At 72.1% G+C, this 23167-nt stretch carries 20 protein-coding genes; 18 read left to right on the top strand and 2 right to left on the bottom strand.

The window, feature by feature from the left end; genetic code table 11:
* Positions 1 to 53: 53 nt before the first annotated feature.
* Positions 54 to 557 carry a transcriptional regulator BldD gene (bldD, locus tag RM812_RS25135; protein ID WP_006131213.1) on the bottom strand — a complete coding sequence of 168 codons (504 nt, stop codon included), beginning with the start codon at positions 555 to 557 and terminating at the stop codon, positions 54 to 56.
* A gap of 297 nt (positions 558 to 854) precedes the next feature.
* Here bldD and pyrR point away from each other — a divergent pair, with 297 nt between their 5' ends.
* From pyrR to RM812_RS25065, 14 genes are all read left to right on the top strand, one after another.
* Entirely contained in the window at positions 855 to 1454 is a 600-nt protein-coding gene (gene pyrR, locus RM812_RS25130; RefSeq protein WP_311576077.1) for a bifunctional pyr operon transcriptional regulator/uracil phosphoribosyltransferase PyrR, read from the top strand.
* Positions 1455 to 1568: 114 nt separating this feature from the next.
* Positions 1569 to 2567 carry an aspartate carbamoyltransferase catalytic subunit gene (locus tag RM812_RS25125; RefSeq protein WP_311576073.1) on the top strand — a complete coding sequence of 333 codons (999 nt, stop codon included), beginning with the start codon at positions 1569 to 1571 and terminating at the stop codon, positions 2565 to 2567.
* Between the two features lie 5 nt (positions 2568 to 2572).
* Positions 2573 to 3859, top strand: a complete 1287-nt coding sequence (locus RM812_RS25120; RefSeq protein ID WP_311576070.1) for a dihydroorotase — start codon at positions 2573 to 2575, stop codon at positions 3857 to 3859.
* Positions 3856 to 4422, top strand: a complete 567-nt coding sequence (locus RM812_RS25115) for a PH-like domain-containing protein (RefSeq protein WP_311576067.1) — start codon at positions 3856 to 3858, stop codon at positions 4420 to 4422. The genes RM812_RS25120 and RM812_RS25115 overlap by 4 nt, the downstream gene beginning before the upstream one ends.
* The gene (gene carA, locus RM812_RS25110; RefSeq protein ID WP_311576064.1) at positions 4419 to 5561 is read left to right on the top strand and encodes a glutamine-hydrolyzing carbamoyl-phosphate synthase small subunit; all 1143 of its coding nucleotides are present in this window, start codon (positions 4419 to 4421) and stop codon (positions 5559 to 5561) included. Before RM812_RS25115 ends, carA begins: the two co-directional genes overlap by 4 nt.
* The gene (gene carB / locus RM812_RS25105) at positions 5554 to 8862 is read left to right on the top strand and encodes a carbamoyl-phosphate synthase large subunit (protein WP_311576061.1); all 3309 of its coding nucleotides are present in this window, start codon (positions 5554 to 5556) and stop codon (positions 8860 to 8862) included. Before carA ends, carB begins: the two co-directional genes overlap by 8 nt.
* 97 nt (positions 8863 to 8959) lie before the next feature.
* Positions 8960 to 10066 (top strand): quinone-dependent dihydroorotate dehydrogenase, encoded by a 1107-nt coding sequence (locus RM812_RS25100; RefSeq protein ID WP_311576058.1) that lies wholly within the window; start codon positions 8960 to 8962, stop codon positions 10064 to 10066.
* Positions 10063 to 10911 (top strand): orotidine-5'-phosphate decarboxylase, encoded by an 849-nt coding sequence (pyrF, locus tag RM812_RS25095; RefSeq protein WP_311576055.1) that lies wholly within the window; start codon positions 10063 to 10065, stop codon positions 10909 to 10911. The genes RM812_RS25100 and pyrF overlap by 4 nt, the downstream gene beginning before the upstream one ends.
* Before the next feature lie 276 nt (positions 10912 to 11187).
* Complete coding sequence (locus RM812_RS25090) at positions 11188 to 11511, top strand: integration host factor (RefSeq protein WP_003977346.1); 324 nt, start codon at positions 11188 to 11190, stop codon at positions 11509 to 11511.
* Between the two features lie 37 nt (positions 11512 to 11548).
* The gene (gmk, locus tag RM812_RS25085; protein ID WP_311576018.1) at positions 11549 to 12142 is read left to right on the top strand and encodes a guanylate kinase; all 594 of its coding nucleotides are present in this window, start codon (positions 11549 to 11551) and stop codon (positions 12140 to 12142) included.
* Between the two features lie 80 nt (positions 12143 to 12222).
* Positions 12223 to 12495 (top strand): DNA-directed RNA polymerase subunit omega, encoded by a 273-nt coding sequence (gene rpoZ / locus RM812_RS25080; protein ID WP_003977348.1) that lies wholly within the window; start codon positions 12223 to 12225, stop codon positions 12493 to 12495.
* Positions 12496 to 12648: 153 nt separating this feature from the next.
* Positions 12649 to 13851, top strand: coding sequence for a bifunctional phosphopantothenoylcysteine decarboxylase/phosphopantothenate--cysteine ligase CoaBC (gene coaBC, locus RM812_RS25075; RefSeq protein ID WP_311576005.1), 1203 nt, complete (start codon positions 12649 to 12651; stop codon positions 13849 to 13851).
* Between the two features lie 240 nt (positions 13852 to 14091).
* On the top strand, positions 14092 to 15315 hold the full coding sequence (gene metK / locus RM812_RS25070; RefSeq protein WP_311576002.1) for a methionine adenosyltransferase: 1224 nt from the start codon (positions 14092 to 14094) through the stop codon (positions 15313 to 15315).
* Between the two features lie 262 nt (positions 15316 to 15577).
* Entirely contained in the window at positions 15578 to 17728 is a 2151-nt protein-coding gene (locus tag RM812_RS25065) for a primosomal protein N' (protein ID WP_311575998.1), read from the top strand.
* Positions 17729 to 17882: 154 nt separating this feature from the next.
* On the opposite strand, the gene RM812_RS25060 is transcribed toward RM812_RS25065, so the two are convergent.
* On the bottom strand, positions 17883 to 18434 hold the full coding sequence (locus RM812_RS25060; protein ID WP_311575995.1) for a hypothetical protein: 552 nt from the start codon (positions 18432 to 18434) through the stop codon (positions 17883 to 17885).
* 309 nt (positions 18435 to 18743) lie between these two features.
* Here RM812_RS25060 and fmt point away from each other — a divergent pair, with 309 nt between their 5' ends.
* The 4 genes from fmt to RM812_RS25040 all read left to right on the top strand — a co-directional run bounded on the left by fmt (position 18744) and on the right by RM812_RS25040 (position 23157).
* The gene (fmt, locus tag RM812_RS25055; RefSeq protein ID WP_311575992.1) at positions 18744 to 19676 is read left to right on the top strand and encodes a methionyl-tRNA formyltransferase; all 933 of its coding nucleotides are present in this window, start codon (positions 18744 to 18746) and stop codon (positions 19674 to 19676) included.
* A gap of 82 nt (positions 19677 to 19758) precedes the next feature.
* Complete coding sequence (locus tag RM812_RS25050; protein WP_311575989.1) at positions 19759 to 21180, top strand: RsmB/NOP family class I SAM-dependent RNA methyltransferase; 1422 nt, start codon at positions 19759 to 19761, stop codon at positions 21178 to 21180.
* 169 nt (positions 21181 to 21349) lie between these two features.
* A complete protein-coding gene (rpe, locus tag RM812_RS25045) occupies positions 21350 to 22036 on the top strand; it encodes a ribulose-phosphate 3-epimerase (protein ID WP_311575986.1) in 687 nt (228 codons plus the stop codon).
* Between the two features lie 77 nt (positions 22037 to 22113).
* Positions 22114 to 23157, top strand: coding sequence for a sugar-binding transcriptional regulator (locus RM812_RS25040; protein WP_311575983.1), 1044 nt, complete (start codon positions 22114 to 22116; stop codon positions 23155 to 23157).
* The last annotated feature ends 10 nt before the right edge of the window (positions 23158 to 23167 follow it).

Raw genomic sequence — 23167 nt, 5'->3', positions numbered from 1 at the left:
CCCTGGGGGGCCCCCCCACCCCGGCGGCACGTTTCTGCTGAGGCGGCTGCGGGTCAGGCGTCCTCGTGGGACGCCACCGCGCGACGCGCGTCCGCGTCCAGGACGCCCCAGCTGATCAGCTGCTCGGTGAGGACCGAGGGGGACTGGTCGTAGATGACGGCGAGTGTGCGCAGGTCGTCCTGGCGGATCGAGAGCACCTTGCCGTTGTAGTCACCGCGCTGCGACTGGATGGTGGCCGCGTAGCGCTGGAGGGGGCCCGCCTTCTCGGCCGGCACCGTGGCCAGCCGCTCCAGGTCCAGGACCAGCTTCGGCGGCGGCTCGGCGGCGCCGCCCGGGGTGGTGCCCGGCAGCAGCTCCTGCACGGGAACGCCGTAGAAGTCCGCCAGCTCGGCGAGGCGCTGCACGGTCACGGCACGGTCGCCGCGCTCGTACGAACCGACCACCACGGCCTTCCAGCGGCCCTGGGACTTCTCCTCGACACCGTGGAGGGAAAGGCCCTGCTGGGTGCGGATGGCCCGGAGCTTGGCCCCGAGCTGTTTGGCGTATTCGCTGGACATATGGCTCCCCGGACAAGGTGTCGACGCGGCCTGCTGTGTTGCGTACCGCGCGGCTGGTAACTCACTGTGAGGTTACGCAGCGTTACTCTCCTGCGTCAAGCCGAATGGTCCGCACCGACTCTTCCGTGGTATCCGCGATCCGCTGCTCCGAACGGGTGACGTGAGGGTGGCGGGAGGGTGATGTGGGCGTGTCAGGGGGGTCGTCGGGGCGGTTCTGTGAGCCTGATACTGTAGATGGCGCAAATCCGACGTCCTTTAAGGTCCGTCCCGTGAGGCGGAGAAGGAGGTCCGTTTCGTATGGACAAGCAGGACAAGCAGGACTCCCGGCCGGACGTGCGCTCCGACGCGCGGCCCGTTCTCGAAGGCCCCGACATCGCACGGGTCCTGACCCGCATCGCCCACGAGATCGTCGAACGCGCCAAGGGTGCCGACGACGTGGTGCTCCTCGGCATCCCGACCCGGGGCGTCTTCCTCGCCCGGCGGCTCGCCGACAAGCTCGAGCAGATCACCGACCGCAAGATGCCGGTCGGCTCGCTCGACATCACCATGTACCGCGACGACCTGCGCATGCATCCGCCACGAGCGCTGGCCCGCACCGAGATCCCCGGTGACGGCATCGACGGCCGCCTGGTCGTCCTCGTCGACGACGTGCTCTTCTCCGGCCGCACCATCCGCGCCGCCCTCGACGCGCTGAACGACATCGGCCGCCCGCGCGCGGTGCAGCTCGCGGTCCTCGTCGACCGCGGCCACCGCGAGCTGCCCATCCGCGCCGACTACGTCGGCAAGAACCTCCCCACGTCGCTGCGGGAGACGGTCAAGGTCCAGCTCGCCGAGGAGGACGGTCGCGACACCGTGCTGCTCGGCGCCAAGCCGGCCACCCCGGGCGCCCACCCGTAGCTCCCCGCGTACGCGCACACCGGTGCCGTATGCCGCCTCGGCGTGCCCCCGCACGCACCCGGCCGCCCGAATCATCCCGTTCTTCCGCATGAATCGTCTTACGGAGCCTGACAGATGCAGCGTCATCTCATCTCGGCCGCCGACCTCACCCGCGACGACGCCGTCCTGATCCTCGACACCGCCGAGGAGATGGCCCGGGTCGCGGACCGGCCGATCAAGAAACTGCCGACCCTGCGCGGCCGGACCGTCGTCAACCTCTTCTTCGAGGACTCCACCCGGACCCGGATCTCCTTCGAGGCCGCCGAGAAGCGTCTGTCCGCGGACGTCATCAACTTCACCGCGAAGGGCTCGAGCGTCTCCAAGGGCGAGTCCCTGAAGGACACCGCCCAGACCCTGGAGGCCATGGGCGTCGACGCCGTCGTCATCCGGCACGGCGCCTCCGGCGCCCCGTACCGCCTGGCCACGTCGGGCTGGATCGACGCGCACGTCATCAACGCCGGAGACGGCACCCACCAGCACCCCACCCAGGCCCTGCTGGACGCCTTCACCATGCGCCGCCGCCTGGTCGGCCGCGACGCCGGCCTCGGCAAGGACCTGGACGGCCGCCACATCACCCTGGTCGGCGACGTCCTGCACAGCAGGGTCGCCCGCTCCAACGTCGACCTGCTGCACACCCTCGGCGCCGAGGTCACCCTCGTCGCCCCGCCCACCCTGCTGCCGGTCGGCGTCGAGACCTGGCCCTGCGAGGTCTCCTACGACCTCGACTCCGCCCTGCCGAAATCCGACGCGGTGATGATGCTGCGCGTGCAGCGCGAGCGCATGAACGCCGCTTTCTTCCCCACCGAGCGCGAGTACTCCCGCCGCTACGGCCTCGACGGCGACCGCATGGCGAAGATGCCCGAGCACGCCATCGTCATGCACCCCGGCCCGATGGTCCGCGGCATGGAGATCACCGCCGAGGTCGCCGACTCCGACCGCTGCACCGTCGTCGAGCAGGTCACCAACGGCGTCTCCATCCGGATGGCCGTCCTGTACCTGCTGCTCGGCGGCGTCGAGTTCGACGCGAAGACCGTGCCCGCCGTCACCCACGCCCGCACCACCGAGGAGAAGTAAGACAGATGAGCAAGACCCTGATCCGTGGTGCGAAGGTACTCGGCGGCGAGCCGCAGGACGTGCTGATCGACGGCTCCGTCATCGAGGCGGTCGGCCGAGGCCTGTCCGCCGAGGGCGCCGAGGTCGTCGAGGCCGGCGGCAAAGTGCTGCTGCCGGGCCTGGTCGACCTGCACACCCACCTGCGCGAGCCCGGCCGCGAGGACTCCGAGACCGTCCTGACCGGCACCCGCGCGGCGGCGAGCGGCGGCTACACCAACGTCTTCGCCATGGCCAACACCTTCCCGGTCGCCGACACCGCCGGCGTCGTCGAGCAGGTCTGGCGGCTCGGCCAGGAGTCCGGCTACTGCGACGTGCAGCCCATCGGCGCCGTCACCGTCGGCCTGGAGGGCGCCAAGCTCGCCGAGCTGGGTGCCATGCACGAGTCCGCGGCCGGCGTCACCGTCTTCTCCGACGACGGCAAGTGCGTCCACGACGCCGTGATCATGCGCCGCGCCCTGGAGTACGTGAAGGCCTTCGGCGGCGTCGTCGCCCAGCACGCCCAGGAGCCCCGGCTGACCGAGGGCGCCCAGATGAACGAGGGCATCGTCTCCGCCGAACTGGGCCTCGGCGGCTGGCCGGCCGTCGCCGAGGAGTCGATCATCGCGCGGGACGTGCTGCTCGCCGAGCACGTCGGCTCCCGCGTCCACATCTGCCACCTGTCGACCGCCGGGTCCGTCGAGATCGTCCGCTGGGCCAAGTCCCGCGGCATCGACGTCACCGCCGAGGTCACCCCGCACCACCTCCTGCTCACCGACGAGCTGGTGCGGTCGTACAACCCGGTCTACAAGGTCAACCCGCCGCTGCGCACGGAACGCGACGTGCTGGCGCTGCGCGAGGCGCTCGCCGACGGCACGATCGACATCGTCGCCACCGACCACGCCCCGCACCCGCACGAGGACAAGGACTGCGAGTGGGCCGCCGCCGCCATGGGCATGGTCGGCCTGGAGACCGCGCTGTCGGTGGTCCAGGAGACCATGGTGGACACGGGCCTGCTGGACTGGGCCGGCGTCGCCGACCGCATGTCCTTCAAGCCCGCGAAGATCGGACAGGCTGCCGGTCACGGCCGCCCCGTCTCGGCTGGTGAGCCCGCCAACCTCACCCTCGTCGACACGGCATACCGTGGCCGGGTGGACCCCGCGGGCTTCGCCTCGCGCAGCCGCAACACCCCCTACGAGGGTCGTGAGCTGCCGGGCCGTGTGACGCACACGTGGCTGCGGGGCAAGGCCACGCTCGTCGACGGGAAGCTCACGTGACACCTGTAATCCTGCTGGCCGCCGAGAAGGAATCGGCGGAAGTGACCGACTGGGCCGCCCGTATCGGCTGGGTCGTCGGCCTCGGCCTGTTCGTCGCGCTCGTCTACTGGCTGATGCGCGAGGGCTGGAAGTGGCGCGGCACCCTCCAGGGCGACCTCCCGGAGCTGCCCGGCGCGCCGGACGCCCCCGGCCCGGCGAGACTGACGATGAGCGGCCGCTACCACGGCTCCACCACCGCCGGTCAGTGGCTGGACCGCATCGTGGCGCACGGCCTGGGCACCCGCAGCCGGGTCGAGCTCGCGCTGACGGACGCGGGACTGGACGTCGTACGTCCCGGGGCGAGCGACTTCTTCGTCCCCGCCACCGCGCTGCGCGAGGCCCGGCTCGACAAGGGCATCGCCGGAAAGGTGCTCACCGAGGGCGGCCTGCTGGTCGTCACCTGGGAGCACGGCGACAAACTGATCGACTCCGGCTTCCGCTCCGACCACGCGGCCGAGCACAACGAGTGGGTCGAAACCCTGAACGACATGATCAACAAGACGGAAACGGAAGGCGCACGATGACGACCTCCACCAGGGGAGTTGCCAAGACTCCCGCCGTACTCGTCCTGGAGGACGGCCGGATCTTCCGCGGCCGGGCCTACGGGGCCGTGGGGGCCACCTTCGGCGAAGCCGTGTTCTCCACCGGCATGACCGGCTACCAGGAGACCCTCACCGACCCGTCGTACCACCGCCAGGTCGTCGTGATGACCGCCCCGCACGTGGGAAACACCGGCGTCAACGACGAGGACATGGAGTCCAGGAAGATCTGGGTCTCCGGCTACGTCGTGCGCGACCCCGCGCGCGTGCCCTCCAACTGGCGCTCCACGCGCACGCTGGACGAGGAGCTGGACGCCCAGGGCGTCGTCGGTATCTCCGGCATCGACACCCGCGCCCTCACCCGCCACCTGCGCGAGCGCGGCGCCATGCGCGTCGGCATCTTCAGCGGTGACGCGATCCAGGACGACGCCGCGCTGCTGGCCCGTGTCCAGGAAGCCCCCGAGATGACCGGCGCCGACCTCTCCGCCGAGGTCGCCACCACCGAGGCGTACGTCGTCCCGGCGATCGGTGACAAGAAGTTCACCGTCGCCGCCGTCGACCTCGGCATCAAGGGCATGACCCCGCACCGCATGGCCGAGCGCGGCATCGAGGTGCACGTCCTGCCCGCCACGGCCACCGTCGAGGACGTCTACGCCGTCAACCCCGACGGCGTGTTCTTCTCCAACGGCCCCGGCGACCCGTCCACCGCCGACCACCCGGTCTCGGTGATGCAGGGCGTCCTGGAGCGCGGCACCCCGCTGTTCGGCATCTGCTTCGGCAACCAGATCCTGGGCCGCGCGCTCGGCTTCGGCACCTTCAAGCTGAAGTACGGCCACCGCGGCATCAACCAGCCGGTGCAGGACCGTACGACCGGCAAGGTCGAGGTCACCGCGCACAACCACGGCTTCGCCGTCGACGCCCCGCTCGACAAGGTCTCCGAGACCCCCTACGGCCGCGCCGAGGTCTCCCACGTCTGCCTCAACGACAACGTGGTGGAGGGCCTCCAGCTCCTCGACAGGCCGGCCTTCAGTGTCCAGTACCACCCCGAAGCGGCGGCCGGCCCGCACGACGCCGCCTACCTGTTCGACCGCTTCGTTTCCCTGATGGAGGGCCAGCGTGCCTAAGCGCACCGATATCCAGTCCGTCCTGGTCATCGGCTCCGGCCCGATCGTCATCGGCCAGGCCGCCGAGTTCGACTACTCCGGCACCCAGGCGTGCCGCGTACTCAAGGCCGAAGGCCTGCGCGTCGTCCTGGTCAACTCCAACCCGGCGACGATCATGACCGACCCGGAGATCGCCGACGCCACCTACGTCGAGCCGATCACCCCGGAGTTCGTCGAGAAGATCATCGCCAAGGAGCGCCCCGACGCGCTGCTGCCCACCCTGGGCGGCCAGACGGCCCTCAACACCGCCATCTCGCTGCACGGCAACGGCGTCCTGGAGAAGTACGGCGTCGAGCTGATCGGCGCCAATGTGGAGGCCATCAACAAGGGCGAGGACCGCGACCTGTTCAAGGAGGTCGTGGAGGAGGTCCGCAAGAAGATCGGGCACGGCGAGTCGGCTCGGTCCTACATCTGCCACTCCATGGACGACGTCCTCAAGGGCGTCGACGAGCTCGGCGGCTACCCGGTCGTCGTCCGTCCCTCCTTCACCATGGGCGGCGCCGGCTCCGGCTTCGCCCACGACGAGGAGGAGCTGCGCCGCATCGCCGGACAGGGCCTCACCCTCTCGCCGACCACCGAGGTGCTCCTGGAGGAGTCCATCCTCGGCTGGAAGGAGTACGAGCTGGAGCTGATGCGCGACAAGCACGACAACGTCGTGGTCGTCTGCTCCATCGAGAACTTCGACCCCATGGGCGTGCACACCGGCGACTCGATCACCGTGGCGCCCGCGATGACGCTGACCGACCGCGAGTACCAGGTGCTGCGCGACGTCGGCATCGCGATCATCCGCGAGGTCGGTGTAGACACCGGCGGCTGCAACATCCAGTTCGCGGTGAACCCCGAGGACGGTCGCGTGATCGTCATCGAGATGAACCCGCGCGTTTCGCGCTCGTCGGCCCTCGCCTCCAAGGCGACCGGCTTCCCGATCGCCAAGATCGCCGCCAAGCTGGCCGTCGGCTACACGCTCGACGAGATCCCGAACGACATCACGCAGGAGACCCCGGCCTCCTTCGAGCCGACCCTCGACTACGTGGTCGTGAAGGCCCCGCGGTTCGCCTTCGAGAAGTTCCCGAGCGCCGACTCCACCCTCACGACCACCATGAAGTCGGTCGGCGAGGCCATGGCCATCGGCCGCAACTTCACCGAGGCCTTCCAGAAGGCGCTGCGGTCCCTGGAGAAGAAGGGCAGCCAGTTCACCTTCGTCGGCGAGCCCGGCGACAAGGCCGCTCTGCTGGAGGAGGCGGTCCGGCCCACCGACGGCCGCGTCAACGCCGTCATGCAGGCCATCCGCGCGGGGGCCACGCCCGAGGAGGTCTTCGCCCACACGAAGATCGACCCCTGGTTCGTCGACCAGCTCTTCCTGATCAAGGAGATCGCCGACGAGCTCGCCGAGGCGCCCGAGCTGACCGCCGACCTGCTCGCCGAGGCCAAGCGGCACGGCTTCTCCGACCAGCAGATCGGCGAGATCCGCGGCCTGCGCGAGGACGTCGTCCGCGAGGTCCGGCACGCCCTCGGCATCCGCCCCGTCTACAAGACGGTCGACACCTGCGCCGCCGAGTTCGCCGCGAAGACGCCGTACTTCTACTCGTCCTACGACGAGGAGACGGAGGTCGCGCCGCGCGAGAAGCCCGCGGTGATCATCCTGGGCTCGGGCCCGAACCGCATCGGCCAGGGCATCGAGTTCGACTACTCCTGCGTCCACGCCTCCTTCGCGCTGAGCGACGCCGGGTACGAGACCGTGATGGTCAACTGCAACCCGGAGACCGTCTCCACCGACTACGACACCTCCGACCGGCTGTACTTCGAGCCGCTCACGCTGGAGGACGTCCTGGAGATCGTCCACGCCGAGGCGCAGGCCGGCCCGATCGCGGGCGTGATCGTCCAGCTCGGCGGCCAGACCCCGCTCGGCCTGTCCCAGGCGCTCAAGGACAACGGCGTGCCGGTCGTCGGCACCTCGCCCGAGGCCATCCACGCCGCCGAGGACCGGGGCGCCTTCGGGCGGGTCCTGGCGCAGGCCGGGCTGCCGGCCCCCAAGCACGGCACCGCCACCACCTTCGCCGAGGCCAAGGCCATCGCCGACGAGATCGGTTACCCGGTCCTCGTCCGCCCGTCGTACGTCCTCGGCGGACGCGGCATGGAGATCGTCTACGACGAGACCCGGCTGGAGTCCTACATCGCGGAGTCCACCGAGATCAGCCCCTCCCGGCCGGTCCTGGTCGACCGCTTCCTGGACGACGCGATCGAGATCGACGTCGACGCGCTGTACGACGGCGAGGAGCTGTACCTCGGCGGCGTCATGGAGCACATCGAGGAGGCCGGCATCCACTCCGGCGACTCGGCGTGCGCCCTGCCCCCGATCACGCTGGGCGGCTTCGACATCAAGCGGCTGCGCGCCTCCACCGAGGGCATCGCCGCGGGCGTCGGCGTGCGCGGCCTGATCAACATCCAGTTCGCGCTGGCCGGGGACATCCTCTACGTCCTGGAGGCCAACCCGCGCGCCTCACGCACGGTGCCCTTCACCTCGAAGGCGACCGCGGTCCCGCTGGCCAAGGCCGCCGCGCGCATCTCGCTGGGCGCCACCATCGCCGAGCTGCGCGCCGAGGGCCTGCTGCCGGCCACCGGTGACGGCGGCGAGCTGCCGCTGGACGCGCCGATCTCCGTCAAGGAGGCCGTCATGCCGTGGTCCCGCTTCCGGGACATCCACGGCCGCGGGGTCGACACCGTCCTCGGCCCGGAGATGCGCTCCACCGGCGAGGTCATGGGCATCGACTCCGTCTTCGGCACGGCGTACGCCAAGTCGCAGGCGGGTGCGTACGGCCCGCTGCCGACCAAGGGACGGGCGTTCATCTCGGTCGCCAACCGCGACAAGCGCTCGATGATCTTCCCGGCCCGCGAGCTGGTCGCCCACGGCTTCGAGCTGATGGCCACCTCCGGCACCGCAGAGGTGCTGCGGCGCAACGGCATCAACGCCACGGTCGTGCGCAAGCAGTCCGAGGGCACGGGCCCGAACGGTGAGAAGACCATCGTCCAGCTCATCCACGACGGCGAGGTCGACCTCATCGTCAACACCCCCTACGGCACCGGCGGCCGCCTCGACGGCTACGACATCCGTACGGCGGCCGTGGCCCGCTCCGTGCCGTGCCTGACGACGGTCCAGGCGCTCGCCGCGGCGGTCCAGGGCATCGACGCCCTGGGCCGCGGTGACGTGGGAGTGCGCTCGCTCCAGGAACACGCCGAGTTCCTGACCGCGGCCCGCGACTAGCAGCCCCGAGGGGGACACCGGAAACGGTGTCCCCCTCTTCATGAGCCCTTCTCTTCAAGAGCCCCGACGGGCTCTGCGTGAGGCTTCACGAGGACACATGTACAAGATCTTCTTCAAGCTCTTCTTCTCCCGCACGGACCCGGAGCAGGCCCACCACATGGCCTTCCGCTGGATCCGCCTCGCCGCCCGCGTCCCCGTGCTGCGCACGTTCGTCGCCGCCGCGCTCGCGCCGCGCCACAAGGAACTGCGCACCGAGGCCCTGGGCCTGCGGATGCACGGTCCCTTCGGGCTCGCCGCCGGCTTCGACAAGAACGCGGTCGCCATCGACGGCATGGCCATGCTCGGCTTCGACCACGTCGAGATCGGCACGGTCACGGGGGAGCCGCAGCCCGGCAACCCCAAGAAGCGGCTGTTCCGCCTGGTGGCCGACCGGGCGCTGATCAACCGCATGGGCTTCAACAACGACGGCTCCCGGGTCGTCGCGGCCCGCCTGGCCTCGCGTACGCCCGTCTTCAGGACCGTCGTCGGCGTCAACATCGGCAAGACGAAGGTCGTCCCGGAGGAGGAGGCCGTCGGCGACTACGTGAAGTCCGCCGAGCGGCTGGCGCCGTACGCCGACTACCTCGTCGTGAACGTCTCCTCGCCGAACACGCCCGGCCTGCGCAACCTCCAGGCGGTGGACCACCTGCGTCCGCTCCTGAGCGCCGTCCGCGAGGCCGCCGACCGCGTGGTCACCACGCGGCGCGTCCCGCTCCTGGTCAAGATCGCGCCGGACCTGGCCGACGAGGACGTCGACGCGGTCGCCGACCTGGCCGTGGAGCTGGGCCTGGACGGGATCATCGCCACCAACACCACCATCGCGCGCGAGGGACTCGGGCTGACCTCCTCGCCCGTCCTGGTCCGGGAGACCGGCGGCCTGTCCGGCGCCCCCCTCAAGGCGCGCTCCCTGGAGGTGCTGCGCCGCCTCTACGCGCGCGTGGGCGACCGGATCACCCTGGTGGGTGTCGGAGGCGTCGAGACCGCCGAGGACGCCTGGCAGCGCATCCTGGCCGGTGCCACGCTCGTGCAGGGCTACAGCGCGTTCATCTACCAGGGGCCGTTCTACGCTCGCGACCTCCACAAGGGGCTCGCCGCGCGCCTGCGGCAGAGCCCGTACGCCACCCTCGCCGACGCGGTCGGCGCCGACGTGAGGAAGCCCCGATGACCGGTACGACCGAGCCCTTCGGCGCGCGCCTGCGCCGCGCGATGGACGAACGCGGCCCGCTGTGCGTCGGCATCGACCCGCACGCCTCCCTGCTCGCCGAGTGGGGCCTGGACGACGACGTGGCCGGTCTGGAGCGCTTCAGCCGCACCGTCGTCGAGGCGGTGGCCGACCGGGTCGCCGTCCTCAAGCCGCAGAGCGCGTTCTTCGAGCGCTTCGGCTCGCGCGGCGTCGCCGTCCTGGAGAAGTCGGTGGAGGAGGCGCGGTCGGCCGGGGCGCTGGTCGTCATGGACGCCAAGCGCGGCGACATCGGCTCGACCATGGCCGCGTACGCCGAGTCCTTCCTGCGCAAGGACGCCCCGCTGTTCTCGGACGCGCTGACCGTCTCGCCCTACCTCGGCTACGGCTCCCTGAAGCCGGCCGTCGACATGGCGCGCGAGAACGGGGCAGGCCTGTTCGTGCTGGCGCTGACCTCCAACCCGGAGGGCGGCGAGGTCCAGCACGCCGTCCGGGCCGACGGGCGGACCGTCGGGGCGACGATGCTGGCGCACCTGGCCGCCGAGAACGCGCGGGAGGAGCCCCTCGGCTCCTTCGGCGCGGTGGTCGGTGCCACCCTCGGCGACCTCTCGTCCTACGACCTGGGCATCAACGGTCCGCTCCTCGCGCCCGGCATCGGCGCCCAGGGGGCGACGCCGGCGGACCTGCCGCGGGTGTTCGGCGCGGTGGTGCGCAACGTGGTGCCGAACGTCAGCCGGGGTGTTCTTCGTCACGGTCCCGATGTGCTCGCGCTGCGTACGGCCGCGGACCGCTTTGCCGACGAGGTCCGGACCGCGGTGGCGGCGGGCTAGGGCTTCCGGAGCTCGCCGGAGCTTGGATACATCCTCAAATCCGAGGCAGTATGTCCTAAAAGTCCGGCCTGACGGAGGCTGACCAGGACTTTTCCGCTGTTCTCGCTGACTCTGGCGGACATGAACGCTAGTCTCCGTCGAGTGAGGGCACCTCCCACGCCCTCAAGGCAGTGGGGGAGGACGGGCAAGCGTGTTGCTCGTGGCTCCCCAGGTGTGGGGCGACTAGGTTCCTCACCGGTCCGTATCCGACAGTTCGACATCCGAGGTGACGTAGGCGTGGCTCTTCCGCCCCTTACCCCTGAACAGCGCGCAGCCGCGCTCGAAAAGGCCGCCGCGGCTCGCCGGGAGCGGGCCGAGGTCAAGAATCGACTCAAGCACTCCGGCGCCTCCCTCCACGAGGTCATCAAGCAGGGCCAGGAGAACGACGTCATCGGCAAGATGAAGGTCTCCGCCCTCCTCGAGTCCCTGCCGGGCGTGGGCAAGGTCCGCGCCAAGCAGATCATGGAGCGACTGGGCATCTCCGAGAGCCGCCGCGTGCGTGGGCTCGGTTCCAACCAGATCGCATCCCTGGAGCGTGAGTTCGGCAGCACCGGCAGCTGAGTCCGGACCACTCCGGGATTGCTGGAATAATCGCTGCATGGCTGCAACACCCCGGGGGACGTCCCCCGTACCCCCGGACGCACGTCCGCGGCTGACCGTGCTCTCCGGCCCCTCAGGGGTCGGCAAGAGCACGGTCGTCGCTCATATGCGCAAGGAACACCCCGAGGTATGGCTCTCGGTCTCGGCGACGACCCGGGCGCCACGCCCCGGTGAGCAGCACGGGGTCCACTACTTCTTCGTCACCGACGACGAGATGGACAAGCTCATCGCCAACGGCGAACTGCTGGAGTGGGCCGAGTTCGCCGGCAACCGTTACGGCACGCCGCGCGCGGCCGTGCTGGAGCGCCTGGACGCCGGCGAGCCGGTGCTCCTGGAGATCGACCTCCAGGGCGCGCGCCAGGTCCGCGAGTCCATGCCGGAGGCCCAGCTGGTGTTCCTGGCCCCGCCCTCCTGGGAGGAGCTGGTGCGCAGGCTCACCGGCCGGGGCACCGAGCCGCCGGAGGTGATCGAGCGCCGCCTCACCGCGGCCAAGGTCGAGCTGGCGGCCGAGCCGGAGTTCGACCAGACCCTGGTCAACACCTCCGTCGAGGACGTGGCGCGCGAGCTGCTAGCCTTGACGAACGTCGTGTGATCGCGACTGGTCTGCTGGTCCCGAGCGATCGGCCGGCCGATCACCTGACTGAATCTTTCCCATCCATCGGAAGGTAGAGCGTGTCCTCTTCCATCTCCGCGCCCGAGGGCATCATCAACCCGCCGATCGACGAGCTCCTCGAGGCCACGGACTCGAAGTACAGCCTCGTGATCTACGCGGCCAAGCGGGCCCGCCAGATCAACGCGTACTACTCGCAGCTCGGCGAGGGCCTCCTCGAGTACGTCGGTCCCCTCGTCGACACCCACGTCCACGAGAAGCCGCTCTCGATCGCCCTGCGCGAGATCAACGCGGGGCTGCTGACCTCCGAGGCCATCGAGGGTCCGGCGCAGTAGTGCCGAGGTATCGGCGGTAGTATTTTCAGCCTGAAGCTGACTTTTCCACAGGCCCGGCAGCGCGACTGCCGGGCCTGTGGTGTGTGATGGGGGCGTACGTTCTTCCGTTCGGGCGTACGTTCGTCGAGGTCGGGGAGAGGTCGGGGAGAGACGGTGGACAAGCCCAAGGTCGTTCTGGGGGTCAGTGGCGGCATCGCCGCGTACAAGGCCTGTGAGCTGCTGCGCAGGCTCACGGAGTCGGGGCACGAGGTCCGGGTCGTCCCCACCGCCTCCGCGCTGCACTTCGTCGGCGCCGCCACCTGGTCCGCCCTGTCCGGCAATCCGGTGTCGACCGAGGTGTGGGACGACGTCCACCGGGTTCCGCACGTGCGCATCGGCCAGCACGCCGACCTGGTCGTCGTCGCCCCGGCCACCGCGGACATGCTCGCCAAGGCGGCCCACGGTCTCGCCGACGACCTCCTCACCAACACGCTGCTGACGGCCCGCTGCCCGGTCGTCTTCGCCCCCGCCATGCACACCGAGATGTGGGAGCACCCGGCCACCCAGGACAATGTGGCAACGCTGCGCCGCCGCGGCGCCGTCGTGATCGAACCGGCCGTCGGCCGCCTCACCGGCGTCGACACCGGCAAGGGCCGGCTGCCCGACCCGGGCGAGATCTTCGAGGTGTGCCGCCGGGTGCTCGCCCGCGGCGTGCGAGAGCCGGACCTCGCCGGACGGCACGTCGTCGTCAGCGCCGGCGGCACCCGGGAGCCCCTCGACCCCGTCCGGTTCCTCGGCAACCGTTCCTCGGGCAAGCAGGGCTACGCGCTGGCGCGCACCGCGGCCGCGCGGGGCGCGCGCGTCACGCTGGTCGCGGCGAACGCGTCACTGCCGGACCCGGCCGGCGTGGACGTGGTCCCGGTGGGCACGGCCGTGGAACTGCGCGAGGCGGTGCTGCGCGCCGCGGCGGACGCCGACGCCGTCGTCATGGCCGCGGCGGTCGCGGACTTCCGCCCGGCGACGTATGCCGCCGGAAAGATCAAGAAGAAGGACGACCAGGAACCCGCGCCGGTCACCCTGGTGCGGAATCCGGACATTCTCGCTGAGGTTTCGGCCGAACGGGCCCGCTCCGGGCAGGTGGTCGTCGGCTTCGCCGCCGAGACCGACGACGTCCTCGCCAACGGCCGGGCCAAGCTCAAGCGCAAGGGCTGCGACCTCCTCGTGGTGAACGAGGTGGGGGAGCGCAAGACGTTCGGTTCCGAGGAGAACGAGGCCGTGGTCCTCGGCGCCGACGGCAGCGAGACCCCGGTCGCGCACGGCCCGAAGGAAGCACTGGCCGACACCGTGTGGGACCTGGTGGCGGAACGGCTCGGCTGAATGACTCATTCGTCCCACGGTCCTCGCCAACCCCGCGTATTCGAGCGTGGCGGCCCTGGCCAAGGACGCTTCGTTCCGGGCAGAATGCCCGTGCCGCAGGTCACAGCCCTTCCGAGAGGCGAGACGGGTGGGTCTGGGGCAGAGTGCGACCGATAAACTGTTCTCGGACGTCGCCCGGGTGCAGCTCCCGTGCCGTCCACCAATGATCAGCCAGCAGCCGCTGCAACCCCAGGGAGCGTTGTGTCCCGTCGCCTGTTCACCTCGGAGTCCGTGACCGAGGGCCACCCCGACAAGATCGCTGACCAGATCAGCGACACCATTCTCGACGCGCTTCTGCGCGAGGACCCGACGTCCCGGGTCGCCGTCGAAACCCTGATCACCACTGGCCTGGTGCACGTGGCCGGTGAGGTCACCACCAAGGCCTACGCGGACATCGCCACGCTGGTCCGCGGCAAGATCCTGGAGATCGGCTACGACTCCTCGAAGAAGGGCTTCGACGGCGCGTCCTGCGGCGTCTCGGTCTCGATCGGTGCACAGTCTCCCGACATCGCGCAGGGCGTCGACACGGCGTACGAGAGCCGGGTCGGGGGTGCCGCCGCGGGCGACGACACCGACGAGCTGGACCGGCAGGGCGCCGGTGACCAGGGCCTGATGTTCGGCTACGCGTCCGACGAGACGCCGACGCTGATGCCGCTGCCGGTCTTCCTGGCGCACCGCCTGTCCAAGCGCCTGTCGGACGTCCGCAAGAACGGCACGATCCCCTACCTGCGCCCGGACGGCAAGACGCAGGTCACCATCGAGTACGACGGCGACAAGGCCGTCCGGCTCGACACGGTCGTCGTCTCCTCCCAGCACGCGAGCGACATCGACCTGGAGTCGCTGCTCGCTCCCGACATCCGCGAGTTCGTCGTGGAGCCGGAGCTGAAGGCGCTGCTCGAGGACGGCATCAAGCTCGACACCGAGAACTACCGCCTCCTGGTCAACCCCACCGGCCGCTTCGAGATCGGTGGCCCGATGGGCGACGCCGGCCTGACCGGCCGCAAGATCATCATCGACACGTACGGCGGCATGGCCCGCCACGGCGGCGGTGCCTTCTCCGGCAAGGACCCGTCCAAGGTCGACCGCTCCGCGGCGTACGCGATGCGCTGGGTCGCCAAGAACGTCGTCGCCGCGGGCCTCGCCGCCCGCTGCGAGGTCCAGGTCGCCTACGCCATCGGCAAGGCCGAGCCGGTCGGCCTCTTCGTCGAGACCTTCGGCACCGCCAAGATCGACGTCGAGAAGATCGAGAAGGCGATCGACGAGGTCTTCGACCTCCGCCCGGCCGCGATCATCCGCGACCTCGACCTGCTCCGCCCGATCTACGCCCAGACCGCGGCGTACGGCCACTTCGGCCGTGAGCTCCCCGACTTCACCTGGGAGCGCACGGACCGCGTGGACGCGCTGCGGCAGGCCGCGGGGCTGTAAGGACCGGCCCGCCCCGTCCCGACGCACGTCGCCGAGGCCCGGTGTCCCCGACGGGGCGCCGGGCCTCGGCGTGTCCGTACGCCGGCTGCCCGGCTGCCCGGTGCGAAGGCGACGGGCCCCGCGGGTTCGCCTGCCGCGGGGCCCGGCCTGGGGAGGCCGGCGTGGCGATCGGTCCGGGGCCCCGGAGCCGGCCGTCGCCGGTGAAGGACGGTGAGAACGCGGGCGCCGTCGGTTGTCAGTGGTCTTTGGTAGGAATGCAAGCGTGAGCAGCGAGAACGAACGAGCGGGCGGTGGCGCGGACGACGCGCCGCCCGAGCAGCTCGCGCTCATCCGGGAGAGCGTGCGCAAGGCGAAGGCACCGCGCGCCAAGCCGCGGACCTGGCGCGGAGCCGCGCTCGCCAAGGAGCTGCCCGTCGCCCGGGTGCTCGTCGACAAGGGCGTGCTCCATCTCGACCGGTACTTCGACTACGCCGTGCCCGAGGAGCTCGACGCCGACGCCCAGCCCGGCGTGCGGGTGCGGGTCCGGTTCGGAGCCGGTCGGCACCGGGTGCGGGACGGGCGCCGCGAGGGCGGCGGGCTCATCGACGGCTTCCTGATCGAGCGGCTCGCCGAGTCCGACTACTCCGGTCCCCTGGCCGCGCTGGCCCAGGTCGTCTCGCCCGAGCCGGTGCTCGGCGGGGAACTGCTGGGACTGGCGCGGGCGGTCGCCGACCGGTACGCGGGCAGCCTCGCCGATGTGCTGCAGCTCGCCGTCCCCCCGCGCAACGCGCGCGCCGAACAGCGCCCCTCGCCCGACCCGCTGCCGCCACCACCGGTGCCCGAGCCGGGCTCCTGGGCGCGCTACGAACGGGGGGCCGCCTTCGTCGCGGCCCTGGCCGCGGGAGGTGCGCCGCGCGCGGTGTGGAACGCGCTGCCCGGCCCCCGGTGGAGCGAGGAGCTGGCGCGGGCCGTGGCGGCGGCGCTGGCCTCCGGCCGGGGCGCGCTCGTCGTCCTGCCGGACGGGCGGGCCGTCGCCCGCGCCGACGCCGCGCTGACCGCCCTGCTGGGGGAGGGACGGCACGCCGTGCTCACCGCCGACGCGGGCCCCGAGAAGCGGTACGCGCAGTGGCTCGCGGTGCGCCGGGGAGCCGTACGGGCCGTCATCGGGACCCGGGCCGCCATGTTCGCCCCGGTGCGGGACCTGGGGCTGGTCGCCCTCTGGGACGACGGTGACGACAGCCACAGCGAGCCGCACGCCCCGCAGCCGCACGCGCGCGAGGTGCTGCTGCTGCGCGCCGCTCAGGACAGGTGCGCCTTCCTGCTGGGTGGCTGGAGCTGCACCGTGGAGGCCGCCCAGCTGGTGGAGACCGGCTGGGCCCGGCCCCTGGTCGCCGCCCGGGAGCAGGTACGGGCCGCCGCACCCCTCGTGCGGACCGTCGGCGACGGGGATCTGGCCCGGGACGAGGCCGCCAGGGCCGCACGGCTGCCGACCCTGGCCTGGCAGGCCGTCCGGGACGGGCTGCGGCAGGGTCCGGTGCTCGTGCAGGTGCCCCGGCGCGGTTACGTACCGCGGATGGCCTGTGCCGCGTGCCGGACACCCGCGCGGTGCCGGCACTGCTCCGGTCCGCTGGCGGGACAGGAGTCCGGGGCCGCGCTGCGGTGCGGATGGTGCGGGCGCGAGGAAGGCGGCTGGCACTGCCCGGAGTGCGGGGCGTTCCGGCTGCGCGCGCAGATCGTGGGGGCGCGGCGCACCGCCGAGGAGCTGGGGCGGGCCTTCCCTGCCGTGCCCGTGCGCACCTCCGGGAGAGAGCATGTGCTGGACACGGTGTCCGAGGCACCCGCCCTGGTCGTGAGCACCCCGGGCGCCGAACCCGTCGCCGAGGGCGGTTACGCGGCGGCCCTGCTGCTCGACGGCTGGGCGATGCTCGGGCGGCCCGACCTGCGCGCCGGCGAGGACGCGCTGCGGCGCTGGCTCGCCGCGTCGGCGCTGGTGCGACCGCAGAGCGCCGGGGGCACCGTCGTCGCGGTCGCGGAGCCGACCCTGCGGCCGGTGCAGGCGCTGGTGCGCTGGGATCCCGTCGGCCATGCGGTCCGGGAACTCGCCGAGCGTGCCGAGCTGGGCTTTCCGCCGGTGTCGCGGATGGCGGCCGTGGCGGGGCCGGCGGAGGCGGTGGCCGCCTTCCTCCACGCCGTCGAACTGCCGCCCGAGGCCGAGGTGCTGGGCCCCGTGCCGCTGCCGGTCACGCCCGTGGGGCGTCCGCGGCGAGTGGGCGCGCCGCCGCCCGGGGAGCACTGGGAGCGGGCGCTGGTCCGGGTGCCGCCGGGGCGCGGGGCGGTGCTGGCCGGTGCGCTGAAGGCCGCTCAGGCGGCGCGGATGGCGCGGGGGAGTGAAGCGGCGGTGTGGGTGCGGATCGATCCGCCCGACATCGGGTGAGATCTGTCCGGCGTCGGGTGAGGCCCGCCCGGCCTCAGGGGAGGCCCGCTCGGCCTCAGGGGGCCCGTCCGGCGTCGGGGGAGGGCGTCCATGTAGCGGCCCGCCGGCCCCCGGGCGAACCCGGAGGGGCAGCGGGCCGGTGGGGCGTCGCGGTTCAGCCGTTGCGCGGGCCGGGAAAGGCCGTCGGCCTGACCTCTTCACGCAGGGCCGGACTGCCGGCCGTCGGCTGGGTCGGCATCGAACGGGCGGCCGGGACCGTGGGCACGGTGGGAAGGCCGGAGCCCACGTTGGCCGCGTGGGTGTCCGACGGTTCCGGTGCGTGCGCCGGGGCCTCGGTGGCGGGCGCCACCTGCGCCGTGGCGCGGCGGGATCCGTACCGGCGGTGCACCGCCTGCTTGGTGACGCCGAGTGCGGAGCCCACCGCGTCCCACGAGAAGCCGAGCGAGCGGTCGAAGTCCACGGCGGCCGTGACCAGGGTCTCGACACTGTCCCGCAGTTCCTGGGCGAGACGGACCGTCGGGGCGGGGGCTCGTCCGTAGACGACGAAGCCCGTGGAGGGACCGGAGCGGCGCGGGCGGTAGACGTTGCCCAACTGGGCGGTGAGGGTGCGCAGTGCGTCCACCTGCCGGCGGACCCGCTCGATGTCCCGCACCAGCAAGTGCAGGCTGGCCCGAGCCTGGGCGTCGTGGGTTGCGTGGTCGGCCATGAACAAGCCTCTCGAACCGGCGTTGAAAGGAATCGGGCCGCGCGGGCGGCCCGGGGTCAACTCTTCCTTGACCAACGCGTGGGCGCTCCGCTGGTCACGGGGTGGGGGCGTGGCGGCATATGCGTGCGCCCCCTCGGCGTGCGGCACCGGGGGGATTCCCACCCGCGCACCACCCGTCTTCCAGCCGGTCGAGAGGAGGCGGACGTCTGCCGTCGCGGTGCCGCGCCGTCGGCGGCCATCCGTCCGGGGCGGGCTCGTAGACTGGTGCGTCGCCCGCATCCGCCCTCGCCCGAGAGGCACGTCCCACCCATGAAGCTCGTCTTCGCCGGTACCCCCGAGGTCGCCGTTCCCGCCCTGGACGCCCTGATCGCCTCCGGGCGCCACGAAGTGGCCGCCGTCGTCACGCGGCCCGACGCTCCGGCCGGGCGCGGGCGCCGACTGGTCGCCTCTCCCGTGGCCGAACGGGCGGAGGAGGCCGGGATCGAGGTACTCAAGCCCGCCAAGCCCCGCGACCCGGAGTTCCTGGCGCGGCTGCGCGAGATCGCGCCCGACTGCTGCCCGGTCGTCGCCTACGGGGCACTGCTGCCCCGCGTGGCCCTGGACGTCCCCGCCCAGGGCTGGGTGAACCTGCACTTCTCCCTGCTGCCCGCCTGGCGCGGGGCCGCGCCCGTGCAGCACGCCCTGATGGCGGGGGACGAGATCACCGGCGCGTCCACCTTCCTGATCGAGGAGGGGCTCGACTCCGGGCCCGTCTACGGGACGGTCACCGAGACCATCCGCCCCACCGACACCAGCGGAGACCTGCTGACCCGGCTCGCCTTCGCCGGCGCGGGGCTGCTCGCCGCCACCATGGACGGCATCGAGGACGGCAGCCTGAAGGCCGTACCGCAGCCCGCCGACGGCGTCACCCTCGCCCCGAAGATCACCGTCGAGGACGCCAGGGTCGACTGGACCGCCCCGGCGTTGCGCGTGGACCGGGTGGTGCGCGGCTGCACCCCGGCGCCCGGCGCCTGGACCACCTTCCGGGGCGAACGCCTCAAGCTCGTGCAGGCCGTCCCCGTGCCCGACCGGACGGACCTCGCCCCGGGCCGGCTCGCCGCCGGCAAGAACAACGTGTACGTCGGCACCGGCTCGTACGCCGTCGAGCTGCTGTGGGTGCAGGCCCAGGGCAAGAAGCCGATGCGGGCCGCGGACTGGGCGCGCGGGGTGCGGATCGCCGAGGGCGAGCTGCTCGGCGGCTGACCTGCGCCTCCGCACAGCACCGTTCACCGGCCCGGCGTACGCTGGTGACCGCACTTCACCCCACACCCGGAGCACCTTTTTCGTGAGCGAGCAGCCTCGTCGTCCCCGCAGAACCGGCAAGCCGTACCGCAGGCCCCAGAAGGACCCCGTCCGCATCCTCGCCTTCGAGGCGCTCAGGGCCGTGGACGAGCGGGACGCGTACGCCAACCTCGTCCTGCCGCCACTGCTGCGCAGGGCGCGGGAGAACGACGAGGAGTTCGACGCCCGGGACGCCGCGCTCGCGACCGAGCTGGTCTACGGGACGCTGCGCCGGCAGGGGACGTACGACGCGGTCATCGCCGCCTGCGTCGACCGGCCGCTGCGGGAGGTCGACCCGCCGGTGCTGGACGTGCTCAGTCTCGGTGTGCACCAGTTGCTCGGGACCCGGATTCCGACCCACGCGGCCGTGTCGGCGTCCGTGGAGCTGGCGCGGGTCGTGCTCGGCGACGGGCGGGCCAAGTTCGTCAACGCCGTGCTCCGCAAGGTGGCGCAGGACGACCTCGACGGGTGGCTGGCCCGGGTCGCCCCGCCCTACGACGAGGACCCCGAGGACCACCTCGCCGTCGTGCACTCGCACCCGCGCTGGGTCGTCTCCGCGCTGTGGGACTCGCTCGGCGGCGGTCGGGCCGGCATCGAGGACCTGCTCGCCGCCGACAACGAGCGGCCCGAGGTCACGCTGGTCGCCCGGCCCGGTCGGGCCACGCGCGAGGAGCTGCTGGGCGAGGAGGCCGCCGTACCGGGGCGCTGGTCGCCCCACGCCGTGCGACTGAGCGAGGGCGGCGAGCCCGGAGCGGTGGAGGCCGTGCGGGAGAACCGGGCCGGCGTGCAGGACGAGGGCAGCCAGCTCGTCGCGCTCGCGCTGGCGAACGCGCCCCTGGACGGGCCGGACCGGCGCTGGCTGGACGGGTGCGCCGGACCGGGCGGCAAGGCCGCGCTCCTGGGCGCCCTGGCCGCAGAGCGGGGGGCCTTCCTGCTCGCCTCCGAGAAGCAGCCGCACCGGGCCGGGCTGGTGGCCAGGGCGCTGGACGGGAATCCGGGGCCGTACCAGGTGATCGCGGCCGACGGGACCCGTCCGGCGTGGCGGCCGGGCAGCTTCGACCGGGTCCTGGTCGACGTGCCGTGCACCGGGCTCGGTGCCCTGCGCCGCCGCCCCGAGGCGCGCTGGCGGCGCCGTCCCGAGGACCTGGACGGGTTCGCCCCGCTCCAGCGCGGGCTGCTGCGCAGCGCCCTGGAGGCCGTGCGGGTCGGCGGCGTCGTCGGTTACGCGACCTGCTCGCCCCACCTCGCCGAGACCCGCTCCGTCGTCGCCGACGTGCTCAAGCAGTTCCCCGGCACCGACCTCATCGACGCCCGCCCCCTTCTCCCCGGCGTTCCCGACCTGGGCGAGGGTCCCGACATCCAGCTCTGGCCCCACCTCCACGGCACGGACGCGATGTACCTGTCCTTGATCCGCCGCACCGCGTAACGCGCCGAAAGACCGCCCCCGCGTCCACTTGCTCCCCACGCCCACGACAACGCGCCCCGAAGGGGCGCGGGGAACGGCGCGAGCAACCACGCACGGCCCGAGGCCGAAGAACAACCGCATCCCCGGTACCGATGCCCCCCACCCCCGCAGGGCATGGCAGTCTTGGGGCATGGCCGCGCAGATCAACCCCAGCATCCTGTCCGCCGACTTCGCCCGCCTCGCGGACGAGGCCAAGGCGGTCGAGGGAGCCGACTGGCTCCACGTCGACGTCATGGACAACCATTTCGTGCCCAACCTCACGCTCGGCGTGCCGGTCGTGGAGTCCCTGGCCCGGGCGACGGACACCCCGCTGGACTGCCACCTGATGATCGAGGCCCCCGACCGCTGGGCACCCCAGTACGTGGAGGCGGGCGCCGGTTCCGTCACCTTTCACGTCGAGGCGGCCGCCGCCCCGGTGCGGCTGGCCCGGGAGATCCGCGCCAAGGGCGCCCGCGCGTCCATGGCCCTGAAGCCCGCGACGCCCATCGAGCCGTACGAGGACCTGCTTCCCGAGCTCGACATGCTGCTGATCATGACGGTTGAACCGGGCTTCGGCGGGCAGGCGTTCCTCGACATCATGCTGCCGAAGATCCGGCGTACCCGTGAGTTGATCAAGAAGCACGCTCTGGAGCTCTGGCTCCAGGTCGACGGCGGGGTGTCGGCCTCGACGATCGAGCAGTGCGCCGACGCCGGCGCCGACGTCTTCGTCGCGGGTTCCGCCGTGTACGGGGCGTCCGACCCGGCCGAGGCGGTACGTGCATTGCGCACGCAGGCCGAGGCGGCGACCGCCAAGGCATCCTGGACGTGCGACCACTGAGGAACAGAACGTGAACGGCTCCCATCAGGGCTGATCAACCGCGCCGAATCTGCAAGGATGAACGGCGAATCCAGAGTGTGAACAGCAGTGAGGAGATCGCCGTGTCGGGTATGTCGGCGGGCCGTTCAGCCATGCGGATGGGACCCGCTGAGCTGGTCCAGGCGGCGGCCATGGCCCGCCGCTTCTACCTCGAGGGCAAGTCCAAGATCCAGATCGCGGAGGAGTTCGGCGTCAGCCGCTTCAAGGTGGCCAGGGTCCTCGAGACCGCCCTCGAGCGGGACCTTGTACGAATCGAGATCCGGGTGCCGGCCGAGTTGGACGCCGAGCGCTCGGACGCCCTGCGGGCCCGCTACGGCCTCAGGCACGCCGTCGTGGTGGAGTCCCCGGCCGATGCCGAGGAGACACCCGACCCGGAGAACCTGGGCGAGGTGGCCGCCGACCTGCTCGGCGAGCTGGTCGACGAGGGCGATGTGCTGGGCCTGGCCTGGGGCAGGTCCACCATCCACATGGCGGCGGCGCTCGACCGGTTGCCGCCGTGCACCGTGGTGCAGCTGACGGGCGTGTACGACGCAGGGACCGCCGAGCGCGGCTCGGTGGAGGCCGTCCGCCGAGCCGCCCAGGTGTCGGGCGGCGACGCCCATCCCATCTACGCGCCGATGCTCCTGCCGGACGCGGCCACCGCGCAGGCCCTGCGCCACCAGACCGGGATCGCCCGGGCCTTCGAGTACTTCGACAAGGTCACGGTCGCGTGCGTCTCCATCGGCTCCTGGGAGCCCGGCATCTCGACGGTGCACGACATGCTCAGCGACGAGGAGCGCGCGCACTACGCCTCGCTCGGGGTCGCCGCCGAGATGTCCGCGCACCTCTTCGACGCCGAGGGGCGCCGGGTCGGGCGGGACCTGGGGGAGCGGTGCATCACGGTCAAGGCCGACCAGCTCCGCCGTATCCCCGAGGTCGTGGCGATCGCGGGCGGGCAGCGCAAGGCGGCGGCCATCGACGCGGTGCTGCGCTCCGGGCTGGTCACCAGCCTGGTGACGGACACGTCGGCGGCGGACTACCTGATGACGGCCGGCTCGGCGCCGAAGTCCACGCTCAACCGGACGGACCCGGACGGAGCCTGACGGGCGCTCG

This window comes from Streptomyces lancefieldiae, assembly GCF_031845825.1.
Classification (GTDB): domain Bacteria; phylum Actinomycetota; class Actinomycetes; order Streptomycetales; family Streptomycetaceae; genus Streptomyces; species Streptomyces lancefieldiae.
Note: the sequence above shows the minus strand (reverse complement) of the source record. Positions and strands in the feature narration are given on the sequence as shown.